The organism is Streptomyces sp. NPDC052064, from assembly GCF_055585925.1.
Window position 1 is genome coordinate 209,074 of sequence record NZ_JBVJJE010000006.1, and the last position, 16,568, is coordinate 225,641.

Here is a 16,568-nt window from a genome sequence, read left to right on the forward strand (position 1 = left end):
AGACAGCCCCACGCCCCTTACGGGGCGCGTCAACGAGCCACCGCTGAGCAGTAGTTCTCGTCCTTGGCCAGCAAGTTCCGGTGGGTGTCCTCGGCCGTGACGACGCCGTCGTCCAGGACGAGGACCCGGTCGGCGGCGTCCAGGAGGGCCGGGCTGCTGGTGATGACGATGGTGGTGCGGCCCCGGCGCAGCTTCGCGACGTTGCGTGCGATGAGCTGTTCCGTGACCGCGTCGACGGCCGTCGTCGGATCGTGCAGGACGAGGACGTCGCTGTCGGCGGCCAGGGCGCGGGCCAGGGAGAGCCGTTGGCGCTGTCCCCCGGAGAGGTTCGCGCCGCGGTCGCGGACGCCGTAGTCGAGGCCTTCGCGGTGGAGGGCGACGACGTCGGTCAGCATGGACGCCTCGACGGCCTCGGGGACCATGCTGCTGGTTCCTGAGGGGTCGATGTTCGAGCGGAGCGTCCCCGCGAAGATCTCCCCGTCGTACGGGTTCACCAGCATGTGCTCGCGGACCGCCTCGACCGACAGGTCCGCGAGGCCCCGCCCGCCGACCCGCACCGTTCCCTCGTACGTGCCGGGCGGGACGTTCACGGCCAGGATCGACGCGAGGTCGGCCGCCGCGCGCGGCTGGTAGGCGGCGATCGCCACGAACTCCCCGGCGGACACCCGGAACTTCAGCTTGCGCAGGGTTCCGTACCGGACGCAGTCGATCTCCACGTCCCCGCTCTCGGCCGGGCGTTCGGATCCCGGCGTCATGACCGGTGGCGCGGTCAGCACCAGTGCCATACGTTCGGCCGAGGCGCGCGCCATCATCACGTACTTCGGCATCTCCGAGAACAGCTTGAGCGGTTCCATGATGAACTGCGCAAGGCCCACGGCCATGACCAGTTCGCCGATGCTGATCCGGCCGTCGAACGCCAGCCAGCCCGCCGTCAGCGTCACGGCGCCGGCGAGAACCGCGTTGAGGGCCAGCGCGGTGCCCGCGTAGGCGCCGTTCACCTTGGCGACGGTGATCGCCTGGACCTTCGCCTCCGTGCTGACCTTCCGATAGGACCGGAACGCCGCGTGGTTGCCGCCGAAGCCGTGCAGCGGGCGCAGACCGGTGATCAGGTCGGCGACCTTCGCGCCCGCCCGCGCCACCCGGGCCTGCTGTTCCTGGGTGCTGGTGCCGATCCGCTTGGACAGCACGCTCAGGCACGACAGGATCGCGACGGTTCCCACGATCACCAGCAGGCCGAGCCGGATGTCGGCCAGGCCCAGCGCGACCGCCGCGACGACCACCGCGACCAGCGAGCTGATCAGCAGCGGCACCACCTCGATGATGTCGGCGGTCTGGTCGGCGTCCTCGGTGGCGATGGTCAGCACCTCGCCGGACTTGAGGTCGACGTCCCTGGCCACCGGCTGGAGTCCGCAGGCCGCGACCTTCACGCGCCAGCGGTGCGCCTCCGTCGTGTTGGCCTTCTGAAGGATGCGCATACCGAACCGCCAGGACAGCGACACGGTCGTGATGATCACGGCCAGTACGGCGACCGAGAGGCCGAGCGCGCCGAGGCTGCGGTCCCGCATCGTGTGCTCGACGATCAGGCCGAGCGCGATGGGGAAGGCCGTCTCGCCCGCCTGGTACAGGCCCATGAGGAGCGTGCCGCCGGCCATGGCGCCGACGTTGCGGCGCAGTGCGGTGCGGAGGATGTCGGACCCCGAGCGGGGCCGCTGCGTGTCAGGAGTTGTCATCGAGGTGGCGGGCAATCGCTTCCGGGGTGCGGAGGGTGAACAGATCACGGATGGTGATCACGGGACCGTACTCGCGGCGGAGCAGCCCGATCAGCCGCACCGCCAGCATGGAGTGTCCTCCGAGGGACACGAAGTCGCTCACCGCGCTCACCTCGTCGTCGTCCAGGTCCAGTGCCTCGGCGAAGTACTCGCACACCACGGACTCGGTCCCGGTCTCGGGTCCCCGCTCCCCCACCGTGGTCAGCGCGCCCAGCGGCTTGGCCTCCGGCAGCGCCTTGGTGTCAGCCTTCCCGTTCACCGTCAGCGGGATGCTGTCGACCTGGGCGTAGTGCGTGGGACGCAGGAAGTCCGGCAGCCCGGCGCCGACTTCGGCGGCCACGGTCGCCAACTCCGCCCCGTCCAGCACCAGATAGGCGGCCAGCCGGTACGAGCCGTCGACCTGCGGGTCGGGCTGGGCGACCGCGGCGACGAACCGCACCGCCGGGTGCGCCGCGAACGCGGCCTCCACCTCGCCGAGTTCGACGCGGTGCCCGCGGATCTTGACCTGCTGATCGGTGCGTCCCAGGTACATGAGGTTGCCGTCGGGCCGGCGGACCACCAGGTCCCCGGTGCGGTACATGCGCTCGCCGGGCTCGCCGAACGGGCAGGCGACGAAGCGGTGCGCGGTCTGGGCGGGCTGCCCGAGGTAGCCGCGCGCGATGCCGATGCCCGACACGTACAGCTCACCGGGGACGCCGTCCGGCAGGGGACGCAGCCAGGGGTCCAGGACGTACACGTCGGTGTTGTCGATCGCGACGCCCACCACCGGGTCCTGGCACTCGAAGGTGCCGACGCCGAGGGTGTTGATGGTGTACTCGGTGGGCCCGTACAGGTTGTAGCCGACGGTCCCCTCGGTCTCGGCGAGCCGCTGCCACAGCGTCGGGGTGACGGCCTCGCCGCCGAGCAGCACCAGCGGCGGCCGGCGTTCCGGGTCGTCGAGCAGGCCCTCGGCCACGAGCTGCTGTGCGTAGGTCGGGGTCACGTTGATCACGTCGATCCCGTGCTCCAGGCAGTACTCGACCAGCCGGGGCGCGTCGCGGCGCAACTCCTCGTCGCAGACGTGCACTTCATGCCCGTCGGCGAGCCAGAGCAGCTCCTCCCAGGACATGTCGAACGCGAACGACACGGTGTGCGCGATCCGGAAGATCCGGTGGCCGTGTTCCGCCAGCACCGGCTCGAAGATCCGGCGCTGATGGTTGATCAGCATGTTGGTGAGTCCGGCGTACTCGGTCACCACGCCCTTGGGCTTGCCGGTCGATCCCGAGGTGTAGATCGTGTACGCCGGGTGCCGCAGGCGGTCCGGGTCGTCCGGCGCGAACGTCACGAACGGCGCGGCCTCGGGCAACGGGCGGTCCAGCTCGATCAGCTCGCCGTTCAGCGAGGTCAGCCGGGGCGACACGGCGCTCACGGTGAGGATCACGTCCGGGCGGGCGTCCTCGACGATCGCGGCGATCCGCTCGTCCGGGTGGTCCAGCTCCAGCGGCACGTACGCGGCGCCGACCCGCAGCACGGCGAACAGCGCCACGATCGAGTCGAGGGAGCGCGGGATCGCGAGACCCACGTTCGTCTCGGGGCCGATGCCGCGCTGGGCGAGTACGCCGGCCACCGCGCGGCTGCGGTCCCGGAGTTCGGCGAACGTCATGGTCGAGCCGTGGGCGACGAGCGCGACCCGCTGCGGTGCGCGGTCCGCCGCCCGGTCGAACCGGTCGACGACGGTGTCCGTGCCGACGTCCGTACGCTCGCCCCGCGAGGGCTCCGGCCCCAGGCCCCGCAGCGCACCCACCGGGCCGGTCGACCGGGCCACGTCCTCCAGCACGCTCAGGTAGTCGTCGAGGAGACGACGGGCGTTCCCGGTGTCCTGGTCGCGGTACTCCAGCTTGACGGTGAGCCGGTCGCCCGGCGTGACGACCCAGGTGAACGGATAGTGGGTGGAGTCGTCGGCCTTCACCGAGGTGATGCCGTGCCGGGTGTTCATCTCGGCGAAGGCGTCCATGTCCAGGAAGTTCTGGAGCACGAACAGGTTGTCGAACAGGGAGTCGTGCCCACTGGCCCGCTGGATCTCGCCGAGCCCCAGGTGCTCGTGCTCCATCGCCTCGACCCTGGCCGTCTGCACGGCCGAGAGGTAGTCGCGGACGGTGTCGTCCGGCCGTGGCCGCGTCCACATCGGCACGGTGTTGAGCAGCACGCCGACGATGTCGGACAGTCCCTCGCCCTCCCGGCCGGAGACGGTCACGCCGAACACGGCGTCACTGCGGCCCGTGCGGGCGCCGAGGAGGAGGCCGAAGGCTCCGGTCAGCACGGAGTTCAGCGTGACGCCGTGCGTCCTTGCCGCTTCCCGCAGCAGGTCGGACCGTTCGGCGGACAGCGTGTGCACGAGCGCGCGCGGCAGGTCGTCCGAGAAGGAGGGCGCCGGTCCGGCGAGCAGTGTGGGACCGGGCAGGCCGGCCAGGTACTCCGCCCAGAAGCGTTCCGAGACGGCGGGGTCCTTGGCGTCGAGCGCCCGGGCGTAGTCCTCGAAGCTCGGCGTGGCCGGGACCGCTTCGAGGGGCTCGCCCGCGACGACGGACTCGTAGGCGTCGAACAGGTCCCGCAGCATGATCTCGCGGGACCAGCCGTCCCACAGCAGCAGGTGGTAGCTGAGCAGCAGGCCGTCGCGGTCGTCGGGCAGGCGCACCACGGTCAGCCGGATCAGCGGTGGCTCGCCCGGGTCGAACCCCGTGTCGCGGTCCCGGGCGCGCAGGGCGTCGACCTCGGCGTCCGTCGACAGCTCGATCGTGCGGACGTCGACCCGCCGGCCCGCCTTGAGGACCTGCACGGGGTTGCCGTCGGAGTCGGTCGTGAAGCCGGCGCCCACGACCGGGTGCCGGGCGATCACGTACGCCATCGCCTCGGCCAGCGCGCCGGTGTCCAGGCGCCGGTCGAAGGTGAACCAGCTCTGCGCCACGTAGTGCCCGGCCGAGCCCGCCATCTGGGCCTGGAAGAACAGGCCCCGCTGGAGCGGGGTGACCGGTGCGGTGCGCTCGGCCGTCGTGGCGGCGTCCGCGATGCGCTGGAGTGCGCCGCGCCAGTGCTCGGTGAGCTCGTCGGGTATGCCGTCGGCCAGAAGGAACTCTGCGAGCAGGCTGCCGGTGGCCTCGTCGGTCCACGCGTTGACCTCGACGGCGTACGGGCTGCCCTGGTCGCCGCCGGTGAGGTGCAGCGCCTGGGACTCGCTGCCCCGGCCGAGGTAGTTGAACAGCACCTGCGGGCGGGCGGTGAGCAACGCGGCCGTCTGCGGGTTGAGGTACCTGAGCCGGCCGTAGGCGACATGCCCGTGCTCGTCCGGCTGGCGTTGGGCGACCTCGCGGGCCGCCGCGACGGGGTCGGTGTGCGCGGTGAGCCGTATTGGTGCGATGGAGGTGAACCAGCCAACGGTACGGGTGTAGTCGTGCTGTTCGAGCACCGGGACCCGGCCGTGCCGCTCCAGGTCGATCGCGAGGTCGGTGGGGGACGGCTGGATGTGCGTCAGCGCGGTGCGCAGGGCTCCGCACAGCAGCTCGGTGAGGCCGACGCCGAGTGCGGCAGGGGCGGTGCGTGTCAGGCGGTCGCTCACGTCGGGGGCGAGCACGACCGTGGTCTCGCGCAACTCTCCCACGGCCGGTAGGAGTTCGGGCGCCTTGAGCGTGGTGACCCAGTGTCCGAGGTCGTCGACGGCCTGGGCCGACTGGAGCGTCAGGGCTTCGGCGTACTCGGCGTAGGACGTGGTCGGCGGGGCCAGGGGCTCACCGCGCAGGGCGGCGGCCAGGTCGTCCAGCAGGATCAGCCAGGACACCGAGTCGACGGCGAGGTGGTGCACGGTGATCACCAGTGTCCGGCTCGCCTCCAGCCACGCGAAGGCGATGACGTCCCCGGCCTCGGGGTCGAGCCGTCCGGCGGCCTCGTCCGCGACGGCCGTCGCGTCGGTGGTGTCCGGGCGTACGACGGTGATCTCGCGGGCGGGTTCGGTGCGGAGGGTCCACACGCCGTGTTCGGTGCGGAGCCGCAGTCGCAGGGTCGGGTGCGCGGCGACTACGGCGTTCGCGGCGCGCTGGGCGTCCGTGAAGCCGGTGCCTTCTGAGGCCTGGAGGGTCCTGGCCTGGGCGAACCGGGCGAGGGAGCCGTCGAGTTCGCGCTGGCGCAGGATGATCGGCGTCGGGGGGAGTGGGCCGTCCTCGTGATGGGTGAGGGCGGCGGCTTGTGGTGTGCGCGTCGCCGAGTGCTCGGCGAGCGCGCGGGGTGTCTTGAGCAGGAACACGTCCCGGGGCGCGATCGGCAGGCCGAGCGTGCGGGCCCGGTTGACGACCGTGATGGCGATGATGCTGTCGCCTCCGGCGTGGAAGAAGTCGGTGTCGGCGTCGACGGCGGTGCCGGGCAGCGTCTGAGTGAAGATTTCGACGAGCGTGGCAAGCGTTGAGTCTTCGCCTGCGGGTGCGTCGTGGCTTGTCCCGCCCCGCGGCGGAGCCGCAGATTGATACAGCCCCGCGCCCCTGAGGGTGCGCTCCGCCAAGGCCCTTCGATCCAGCTTGCCGTTGACCGTCAGCGGTAGGGCGTCGATCGTGAGGACCCGGCCCGGCACCATGTGCACGGGCAGCTTCGCGGCCAGGTGCTCGGCGAAGTCCCCCGGCACCCGGCCCACCACGTGCGCGATCAGGTGATCACCGCTGTCGGCCACCGTCACGGCGACGTCGACCACGCCGTCGAGTTCCCGGACCGCGGCCTCGACCTCGCCCAGCTCGATGCGGAAGCCCTTGAGCTGGACCTGGTCGTCGGCGCGGCCGGCGAACTCCAGCTCGCCGTCGAGGGTGCGGCGGGCTAGGTCGCCCGTGTGGTACATGCGGGAGCCGTCCCCGGCGAAGGGGTTCGCCACGAACCGGCTCGCGGTGAGGCCGGGCCTGCCCAGGTAGCCGAGCGACACCTGGTCGCCGGCGACGTAGATGGCGCCCACCCGTCCCGGCGGTACCGGCCGGAGCCGGTCGTCGAGGAGGTAGGTGACCAGGCCGGGCAGGGGGCCGCCGATCGGGCTGACGTCGTCGCCGGGGCCGAAGTCCCCCTCGGTCAGCACCCGGTGGGTGACGTGGACGGTGGTCTCCGTGATGCCGTACATGTTGACCAGCTCGGGCGAGCCGGTGCCGTGCCGCTCGACCCAGCCGCGCAGCCGCCCGACGTCCAGCGCCTCGCCGCCGAAGATGATGCGGCGCAGGGCGGGCAGGGGCTCGCCGGCGTGCCGGTCGGCCTCGATGAACTGGTAGAAGGCGGACGGCGTCTGGTTGAGCACGGTCACACCGCGCTCGCGGACCAGCCGGTGGAAGTCGACCGGGGAGCGGGTCAGGCCGTACTCGGGCACCAGCAGCTCACCGCCGTACGCCAGCGCGCCCCACAGCTCCCAGACCGCGAAGTCGAAGGAGAAGGAGTGGAACTGGACCCAGACGTCGTGCGGGCCGAAGTCCATGTCGGGCCGGGTGTTGGCGAGCAGGGTCACCACGCTGGAGTGGGGGACGACGACGCCCTTGGGCCGGCCGGTCGATCCGGATGTGTAGATCACGTACGCGGGGTCGTGCCAGCCGGCTTCCGGTCGGGACTGCTCGGTGCCGGCCTGGGGCAGCTCGTCGCCCTGGACGAGCACGCGGGCCCGCACGCCCGTACGGGCCAGCAGTTCCGTGAAGCGGTCCCGCTGCTCGGGGTCCACGAGGACGACCTGCGGAGCGGCGTCGGCGAGGATGTACTCCAGCCGTTCGTCCGGGTAGGCCAGGTCCAGCGGTACGTACGCGCCGCCCGCGCCGACGATCGCGACCAGGGCGACGACCTGCTCGACGGACCGCGGGACGGCGACGGCGACCCGCCGGCCGGGGCCGACACCGGCGGCGCGCAGGGCGGAGGCCAACTCGTTCTTCGCGTCGGCCAGTTCGCCGTACGTCAGGGACCGGGTACCACCGTCCAGGCCGCACTGGGTGACGGCGGTGGCGGCCGGGTCGCGCCGCGCGGCGGCGTCGAAGAGGCCGCCCAGGGTCGTCGGAGTGATGCGCGCGGGACGCCGGTCACCCTCGGAGGCCACGTCGTCGACCAGGGTGTCCGGTCGGGTGAGCAGGGCGGTGAGGGTCGAGGTGAACGTGCGCAGGATCGACTGGGCGGTGGTCTCCCGCAGCAGTTCACCGTCGTAGATCAGGTTGAAGCGCGGACGGCTGTCGAGTGCGCGTTCCACGACCAGGGTCAACGGGTAGTGCGGAGCGCCCTCGTTCACGAGGTCGGTGATGGCCAGCGTGTCGCCGGGCCGCCGCAGTGCGTCCACGTCGGTCGCGACGTCGAAGACCACCAGGGTGTCGAACAGGGAGCCGGCATCTGCCTGGCGGCCGATCCTGGCCAGTGAGACGTGCTGGTGCGGCAGGACGGCGCCCTGGTGTTCCCGCACCGAGGCGAGCAGGTCCCGCGCGGTGGTGCCGCCGGTCCAACGTGCGCGTACGGGGATCGTGTTGATGAACAGACCCACCATGTCCTCGATACCGGGCACATCCGCGTCGCGCCCGGACACCGTGGAGCCGAACACCACGTCCCTGCCGTGCAGGATGCCGCCCAGCGTCACCGCCCAGGCGCCGTGCACGGCCACGCTCAGCGGTACGCCGGCCGACCGTGCGGCCGCGTCGATGTCGTGCTCCGGCCGAACGGCGGTGTCGGCGAACCGGTCGGACGGGGTGTGTCCTTCGGCGACCAGCGACGGGCCGGGCAGGTCCGCGAGCTGCTCGCGCCACACCCGGTCGCTCTCGTCGGCGTCGCGTCCGGCGAGCCAGGCCACGTAGTCGGAGAAGCCGCCGACCGGGTACACGGACCCCGGCGCGTGGTACTCGGCGAGCAGTGCGCGGAGCATCGGCGGCACGGACCAGCCGTCGGCGATGATGTGGTGCACGGTCTGTACGAGGACGTTCCGGCCCGGGCCGCCGTGGACGAGGGTGTATCGCATCAAGGGGCCGGCCGCCAGGTCGAATCCGGCGCGGCGGTCCCGCTCTGCCAGGTCGCGCAGCTCGGCGTCGGTGATGCCGGGGCGGTCCAGGGTGGCGAAGGGTGCCTCGACACCGCTCTCCAGTACGGAGACCACACGGCCGTCGGCGAGGGCCACGAAGCGCGCGGCCAGGTTCGGGTACAGCGTGAGCAGCCGGGTGGCCGCCGCCGCGAGCCGGTCGGCGTCCACCTCGCCGTCCAGGGTGAGCAGTTGCTGTTCGACGTAGGCTCCTGCCGAGTCGTCGTCGAAGACGGAGTGGAAGTACAGGCCCTCCTGCAACGGCGTCAGCGGCAGGATGTCCCGCAGAGCCGGGCCGTCCAGGGCGTCGACGTCGGCCTGTGTCAGCGGCACGACGAGGCGGAAGTCGCTGGGCGAGTGGCCGCCCTGCGGGTCGAGTGCGGCCAGTCCGGCCAGGGCGTCCCGGAAGTACGCGCCGATGGTCTCGATGTCCTCGTCGGTGAACATGCCGTCGGGCCAGGAGATGGTGGTGACCAGGTCGTATTCGCCGGTCGGGGCCGGCTCGGCGATCGCGTTGAACTCGAGGGCGCGCGGCAGGCGCATCCGCGGATCACGCTTCTCGCCCAACTGACCGGTGGTCTGGGCGAGTTGCCAGTTGCCGGGCTCGCCCGCGGCGAAACGGCCCAGGTAGTTGAAGAGCACCTGCGGTGCGGGCGCGTCGAACTCGGTGTCGGTCAGGTATCTCAGGGCACCGTAGGAGACGCCGTTGTCCGGCACCCGGGCGAGGTCTTCCTTGACCGCCTTGAGGGCGGCGGCCAGGTATGCGGGTGCGGTGAAGTCGGCCGCCGTGCCGGGGTCGACGGTCACCGGGAAGAGGGTGGTGAACCAGCCCACGGTCCGCGACAGCTCGGGCTCGAAGCCGGCGGAGGACGCCACGAACTGTCCTTCGCGGCCGTGGCCTTCCAGTTCGATGTGCGCGAAGGTCTGGTCCTGTCCCAGGTCACGGCGCCAGCGGGCGAGCGCTACGGCGAGCCCTGTCAGCAGGACGTCGTTGACGCCCGCGTGGAACTTCGCGGGGATCTCGCCCAGCAGCGCGGACGTGATCTCCGGGCCGGCCGAGACGGTCCGCAGTCGCTCCGTGGCGACGGTGTCGGCGTCGGACAGCGCGCGCCTGCCCACCGGCCGGTCCTCTCCCGGCAGGGGGCGCCAGTAGTAGGAACTGTCCGCGTCGAACGCCGCGCGCTCCAGCAGTTGCGTCCAGCGCCGGAAGGACGTGCCCACCGGGGGAAGCTCGATCGGCGTACCCGAGGTGAACTGCCGCCACGCCGTGGCGAGGTCGTCCATCAGGATCCGCCACGACACGCCGTCGATCACCACATGATGGGCGACCAGGACCAGCTGCCCTGCTGCGCGCCGCCAGACGGCGCGCAGCATCACGCCGTTGCCGGGGTCCAGGGCGCCGGTGGCGAGTGCGACGCACGTGTCGAGCGGCCGGTCGCTCTCCTGCCACCCGGCGACGGCCTGGTCCGGCTCCGGGATGTCGAAGCTCCAGCGGTTTCCGCGCACCAGCCTGGCGCGCAGCATGTCGTGCCTGCGGACCACGGCGGTGAGGATCTCGTCGAGAGCGTGGGCGGTCAGGTCGGGCGGGGTGTTCAGCACGACCGACTGCACGAAGCCGTCGATCGCGTCGGTGGTCTCGCCGAGCCACTGCACGATGGGCGATCCCACGACGGACCCGGTCGCGACATCGCGGTGGTCGACCGTGGAGACGTCCTCCCGGCTCGCGACCGAGGCCAGGGCCCCCACGGTGCTGTGGGCGAAGATCTGCCGTGCCGTGACGTAGAGGCCCGCGTCGCGCAGCGCGGTCAGCAGCGAGATCGCCAGGATGCTGTCGCCGCCGAGCTGGAAGAAGTCCTGGTCGACGCCGACCTCTTCGAGCCTCAGCACCGCCGCGACCGCGGCGCAGACCGCGCGCTCGTTCTCGGTGGTGGGCCGTACGAGCGTGCCCGTGCCGATCGTGGGCTCCGGCAGGGCGTTGCGGTCGAGCTTGCCGTTGGCGGTGAGGGGGAACTCGGTCATCACGACGATGTGGGCGGGCACCATGTACTCGACCATGTGCTCGGCGGCCCACGCCTTGACCTCGTCCGCCCGCAGGTCCTCGCTGCCGGCGGCCGGGATGACGTAGCCCACCAGGTAGGTGCCGCCCGCCGCGTTCTTCCGCGCGACGACGCAGGTGTGCCGTACGCCGGGGTGCTCGGCGAGGCCGACCTCGACGTCCTCGATCTCCAGCCGCATGCCTCGGATCTTGATCTGGTTGTCGGCGCGGCCGAGGAAGTCCAGCGATCCGTCCGGGGCGAACCGGGCGAGGTCACCGGTGCGGTAGAGGCGGGAGCCGTCGTCGGCGAAGGGGTTGGCGACGAACCGGGAGGCCGTCAGACCGGGCGCGTTGACGTAGCCGCGCCCCAGGAGGAAGCCGCCGACGTACAGTTCGCCGCCGACGCCGACGGGGACCGGGCGCAGTTCCTCGTCGAGGACGTACAACTGGGTGTTGGGGTTGGCCTTGCCGATGGAGGTCGACAGGCGCTCCGCCTCTCCCCGGTAGATGACGTGCGAGACGCCGATGGTCGTCTCGGCCGGGCCGTAGCCGTGGTACATGGGGATGTCGAGCTTGGTGCGGAACCGCTCGTACAGCTCCGGGGTCAGCACCTCGCCGCCGCACCACACGTGCCGCAGGCTGTCCAGCCGGCCGGAGTCGCCGGCGATCTCCAGCAGGACGTCCAGCATGGACGACACGAGGTAGGTGAAGGTGACGCGCTGCTCGGCGATCACGCTCAGCAGGTGGTGCGGGTCGCGTTCGCCGCCGGGTCGCAGCACCACCAGCCGGGCCCCGGACACCAGCGGCAGGAATATCTCGTTGATGGAGATGTCGAAGGACAGCGGCGCCTTGAACAGCGAGGCGTCGTCGTGGCCGAAGCCCAGGATCTCGTTCACCTGCCACAGCAGGCGCTCGCTGATCGCCTCGTGGCGGATCATGGCGCCCTTCGGGCGTCCTGTGGAGCCGGACGTGAAGATCACGTACGCGAGGGCGTCGCCGTGGACGGTGACGCCGGTCCCCTCGGTGGGGTGGGAACCGTAGCGCCAGTCGTCGAGGTCGACGGCCACGGCCGGCGGTTCGGCCGGGTCGTGCTCGCCCGAGTCGTTGAGCTGCACGACGACCCGGGCGTCCTCGATGACGACGGCCCGGCGCGCGGCGGGCCACTGCGGATCGAGGGGCACGAACGCGCACCCCGCCTGGAGCACGGCGAGGAGCCCGATGACCATGTCGGCGGAGCGGCCCAGCGAGATGCCGACGACCTGTTCGCGGTCGAGGCCGCGTTCGATCAGATGGCGGGCCAACTGGCTGGAACGCTCGGCAGCCTGACGGTACGTCAGCGACCGGTGCTCGTCGACGATGGCGACGGCGTCCGGCCTGGTCCGTGCCTGCTCGCGGAACATCTCCACGATGGTGGGGCGGGCGCGTTCGGCCTCGGTGTCGTTCCAGCGGGCCAGGACGTCGAGTCTCGCGGCCACGCTGGACGGGCCGATGGTGCCGAGGGGCCGGTCCGGGAAGTCGGCCAGGTCGTCAAGGGCGAGCTGCGCGTCGGCCGGCGCGACGCCGTCGGGCACGGTGATGCTCCGGCCGTCCGCGCCGACCTCCCAGTCGCCTGGGCCGGCCCCGCTGTTGTCGACCCATCCGAGGACGTCGGCGAACAGGGTGCCGGGGGTGAGGTCGATGCCGTCGGGGCTCTGGCCCGTCGTCCAGTACGACAGCCCGATGGCGCACGCTTCGGTGATGGTCCTGTCGGAGTAGTCGCCGGTCCGGCGGCGTACGTCGGCCAGGCGTGCGGGAGAAAGCCGTACGAGACGAGCACTCGGTTCCATCATCGAAGACTCAGCACCCTTTCAAGGAAACCAAAGTAAGCCCAGCCTAACTTAGGCTTGCCTAACTACCCTCGCGCCACGCCTGCCACAGTCGCGCGTACCGGCCGCCCAGAGCCACCAACTCGTCGTGCGTGCCCTGCTCGACGACGCGGCCCGCGTCGAGCACGGCGATCCGGTCCGCGGCCATCGCCTGGGTCAGCCGGTGCGCCACGAACAGGGTGGTCCGGCCCGAGCACGCGGCCAGGACCGCGCGTTCCAGCTCGGCGGCGCCCTCGCTGCCGGCCTCCGCGGTCGACTCGTCGAGCACCACCACGGGCGAGCGGGCCAGCACCAGCCGGGCCAGGGCGATCTGGGCGACCTTGGTGACGTCCAGGCGCTCACCGCCCTCGCCGACCGTGGTGTTCAGCCCGCCGGGCAGCGCCTGGACCCATGCGTCGGCACCGACCGTGCGCAGCGCGTCCGTCAACTCGGCGTCGGTCGCCCCGGGCGCGGACAGCCGCAGGTCGTCGGCGAGCGGGCCGGAGAACACGTGCGTCTCCTGCGTCAGGATGCTCACCAGGGCCCGCGCCCCGGCCTCGTCCAGACCTGCCAGGTCGGTCGCACCGATGCGCACCGACCCGGCCTCGGGAGTGCCGATGCCCGCGATCAGCGCGGCCAGCGTCGTCTTGCCCGCACCCGTCGCACCCACCAGCGCGAGCGAACCCCCGGCCGGGATCGTCAGATCGACGTCCCTCAGCACCGCCTCCTCCGCGCCGGGGTAACGGAACGTCAGCCCCCGCACCGTCACCGGCAACGGCTCGGCGTCCGCCGGCACGACGGCCGGGTCACCCACCAGTCGGCCCTCACCGGCCTCCCCCAGCACACCGACCAGCCGGGTCAGGCTCGCGCCCGACTTCTGCGCCTCGTCGAAGGTGAACATGATGAGGCCCAGCGGACCGAACAGCCGGTGGAACAGCAGCGGGGCGGCCGACACCTCGCCCAGGCTGGCGGCGTCGGCCTCCAGCAGGGCGTACCCCACCACGATGATCAGGACCAGCCCGATGAACTCGGCGCGGTTCTCCCGGCCGACGAACCGGCCGAAGAACCGGAACACCTCGATTCCGAGATCGCGCACGCGCCAGGACTCGCTGGTGACCTTCTCTCGGAAGGCGCCCTCCAGCCGGTACGCCCGGACCGTGTCGATCCCGTTCAGACCGCTGATCAACGCCTGGGCGCGGTCGGCCTGGGCCACCCGCTGCTTCCGGTAGAGCGGCGCGGAGCGGGGGAGGTACCAGCGCAGGGCCAGCGCGTACGCGGGCAGCGCGCCGGCGCCCGCCAGTCCGAGCCGCCAGTCCAGCCCGAACATGCCGAACGTGGCGATGGTGACCAGCACTCCGGCCGAGAACACCGTGGGGATGGCCGTACGGATGCCCTTGGAGATGACGGCCACGTCGTCGCCGACCCTGGAGAGCACGTCTCCCCGGCCGACCTGTTCGATACGGGCGCTCGGCATCCCCAGCACCGCCCGGACGGCTCCTTCCCGCAGCCGCGCGAGCAGGTCGGCGCCCAGCCGGCCGATCAGGTAGGTCGACACCGCGGTGGCCGCCGCGCCGAGCAACGCGGCGGCCCCGATCAACACCCCGATGGTGACCAGGACCGAGCGCGACTCACCCTCGACCACGCCGTCGACCACCCGGCCGAGCAGCAGCACCGGGAGCACCTGGAGCGCCGCGCCGGCCACCGTGGTGAGCACGGTGGCCGCCGACAGCCATGGCACCTCGCGGCAGTGCGCCGCGACCCATCGGGAGGCCTCGCGTCCGGTCGCCGTGTGCAGCGTCGCCGGGGCGGGGCGGGTGTCGGTCGCGCTCACACCGCGACCCGGGCGGGAAGGGGACAGGAGATGGTGACCGGCATCGCTACTCGGCCACCGACTTCACGAGCTCGTCGACGGCGTACGGCATGGACAGCAGGGTGCCCTGGGAGATGGCCGCGCCGACCGCCGGACCCTCGCTGTCCAGCAGGTAGGACACGTTGCCCTTCTTCACGGCGTCCAGGTTGGCGAACAGCTTGAACTTCTTCAGGGACGCCGTGTCGGCCTTGTCGTTGATGACGAAGATGCGGTCGACGTCGACCAGGTCGACGCGCTCGGGTGAGAGCTTGGTGTAGAAGCTGCCGTCGGCGACCTTGTCGATCTCGGTCTGGTACTTGAAGCCGATGCCCGTCACGAGCCGGCCGCGCACGTCGGTGGAGGTGAACGGCGCCACCGAGTTCTCGTACCAGGACAGGACGACGGCGGTCTGCTTCGCGAGCTCGGGGTGCGCCTTCTTGGCCGCGTCGAGCTTGCCCTGGATGTCCTGCACCATCTTCTCGCCCTCCTCGGCCTTGCCGAGTGCCTTGGCGATGTGCAGGGCGTTGTCCTGCCAGGGGGCGCTGAACGGCTCCTTCTCGGCCTTGGTGCGGGCCACCGTCGGCGCGATCTTGGAGAGCTTGTCGTAGCCGGCCTGGTCGATCTCGGAGTAGACCGCGACGATCAGGTCCGGGCGCAGGGCGGCGATCTTCTCGTAGTTGGGGCCGGTGTCACCGTTCTTCATGATGACCTCGGGCTTGGCGTCGCCCCACTGCTTCTTCACCCAGGGCCACTGGGTGTTGATGTCGGGGCTCTTGCCCGCCGGGTTCGGGTACTGGTCGGTCATGCCGACCGGCTTGATGCCGAACGCCAGGACGGTCTGGTCGTCGGTGTAGCCGACGGTGACGACCCGCTTCGGGGCCTCGGTGACCTTCGTGGTGCCGAACGCGTGATCCACGGTGACCGGGAAGGCGCCGGCCGCTGCGGTCGAGGAGTTGTCGCTGCCCTTGTCGGCCGAGTCCGAGCCGGAACCGCACCCCGCGAGGAGGCCGACGCCGAGCGTGGCGGCGGAGAGCAGTGCCGCGACCCGCCGCCATGGCGTCCTGCGCGTCGTTCTGTGGAGGAGCATCCGTCAATCCCCTTGCTTTTTCGCACTGTCCAGTACGCCCCCGGGTAAGGGCAGGCAAACCGTATCGCAAGGCAGTAAGGCAAGCCTAGCCTTACTTTTGTAACTTTATGGCGAACTAGTCGAGTTGGACATGCGTACGACCGATCGGGACGATGAGCGGCCGGTCGCCCACCGGGTCGTCGATGACCTTGGCGCGCAGTCCGAACGCCTCGTGCAGCAGCTCTGCGGTCAGCACGTCACGGGGATGGCCCTGCGCCAGGATCGACCCCGCCCGCATCACGATGAGGTTGTCGCTGTAGCGCGCGGCCAGATTGAGGTCGTGCAGCACCATCACCACGGTGCATCCCGACTCGTGCAGATCGTCGACCAGATCGAGCACGTCCATCGCGTGCGCCAGGTCGAGGTAGGTCGTCGGCTCGTCCAGCAGCAGCAGATCGGTGCCCTGGGCCAGGGTCATCGAGATCCAGACGCGCTGCCGCTGTCCGCCGGACAGCGCGTCGACCGGGCGGTCGGCCAGGTCGGACACCCCGGTCATGGCCAGCGCGCGTTCCACGACGTCGGCGTCGTCCGAGGACCACTGCCGCAGCCAGCTCTGGTGCGGATGACGACCCCTGGCGACCAGGTCGGCCACCGTCAGCCCCTCGGGCGCGACCGGCGCCTGCGGGAGCAGGCCGAGTTTCCTCGCCACGTCCCTGGTCCTGAGCCGGGCGATGTCGTCGCCGTCCAGCACGACCGTCCCCTTGGACGGCTTGAGCAGCCGGGACAGGGTCCGCAACAGGGTCGACTTTCCGCAGCCGTTGGGGCCGATGATGGTGGTGATCACGCCGGGGGGAATCGCCACGTCGAGATCGTCGATGACGGTCCGGGCGCCGTACCCGACCGTGACGCCCCTGGCTGCCAGCCGTGAGGCGTGATCGGACTTCGACTCGACCCCGGTGACGGACTGAGTGACCACAA

At 71.3% G+C, this 16,568-nt stretch carries 5 protein-coding genes; all 5 read right to left on the reverse strand.

Translation table 11 applies throughout. The features are described 5' to 3' along the window. Window positions 1-29 precede the first annotated feature (29 nt). On the reverse strand, window positions 30-1,730 hold the full coding sequence (locus ACZ6TU_RS18095) for an ABC transporter ATP-binding protein (RefSeq protein WP_467670878.1): 1,701 nt from the start codon (window positions 1,728-1,730) through the stop codon (window positions 30-32). Continuing rightward, window positions 1,717-12,660, reverse strand: coding sequence for a non-ribosomal peptide synthetase (locus ACZ6TU_RS18100; protein ID WP_469549476.1), 10,944 nt, complete (start codon window positions 12,658-12,660; stop codon window positions 1,717-1,719). The genes ACZ6TU_RS18095 and ACZ6TU_RS18100 overlap by 14 nt, the downstream gene beginning before the upstream one ends. A gap of 58 nt (window positions 12,661-12,718) precedes the next feature. After that, window positions 12,719-14,506, reverse strand: coding sequence for an ABC transporter ATP-binding protein (locus tag ACZ6TU_RS18105; RefSeq protein WP_469549478.1), 1,788 nt, complete (start codon window positions 14,504-14,506; stop codon window positions 12,719-12,721). Window positions 14,507-14,552: 46 nt separating this feature from the next. Next, window positions 14,553-15,611: an iron-siderophore ABC transporter substrate-binding protein gene (locus ACZ6TU_RS18110; protein WP_469549480.1), complete on the reverse strand. Its 1,059-nt coding sequence runs from the start codon at window positions 15,609-15,611 to the stop codon at window positions 14,553-14,555. A 115-nt stretch (window positions 15,612-15,726) separates the two neighbouring features. Next, window positions 15,727-16,566, reverse strand: coding sequence for an ABC transporter ATP-binding protein (locus ACZ6TU_RS18115; RefSeq protein ID WP_467670870.1), 840 nt, complete (start codon window positions 16,564-16,566; stop codon window positions 15,727-15,729). Window positions 16,567-16,568: the final 2 nt, after the last annotated feature.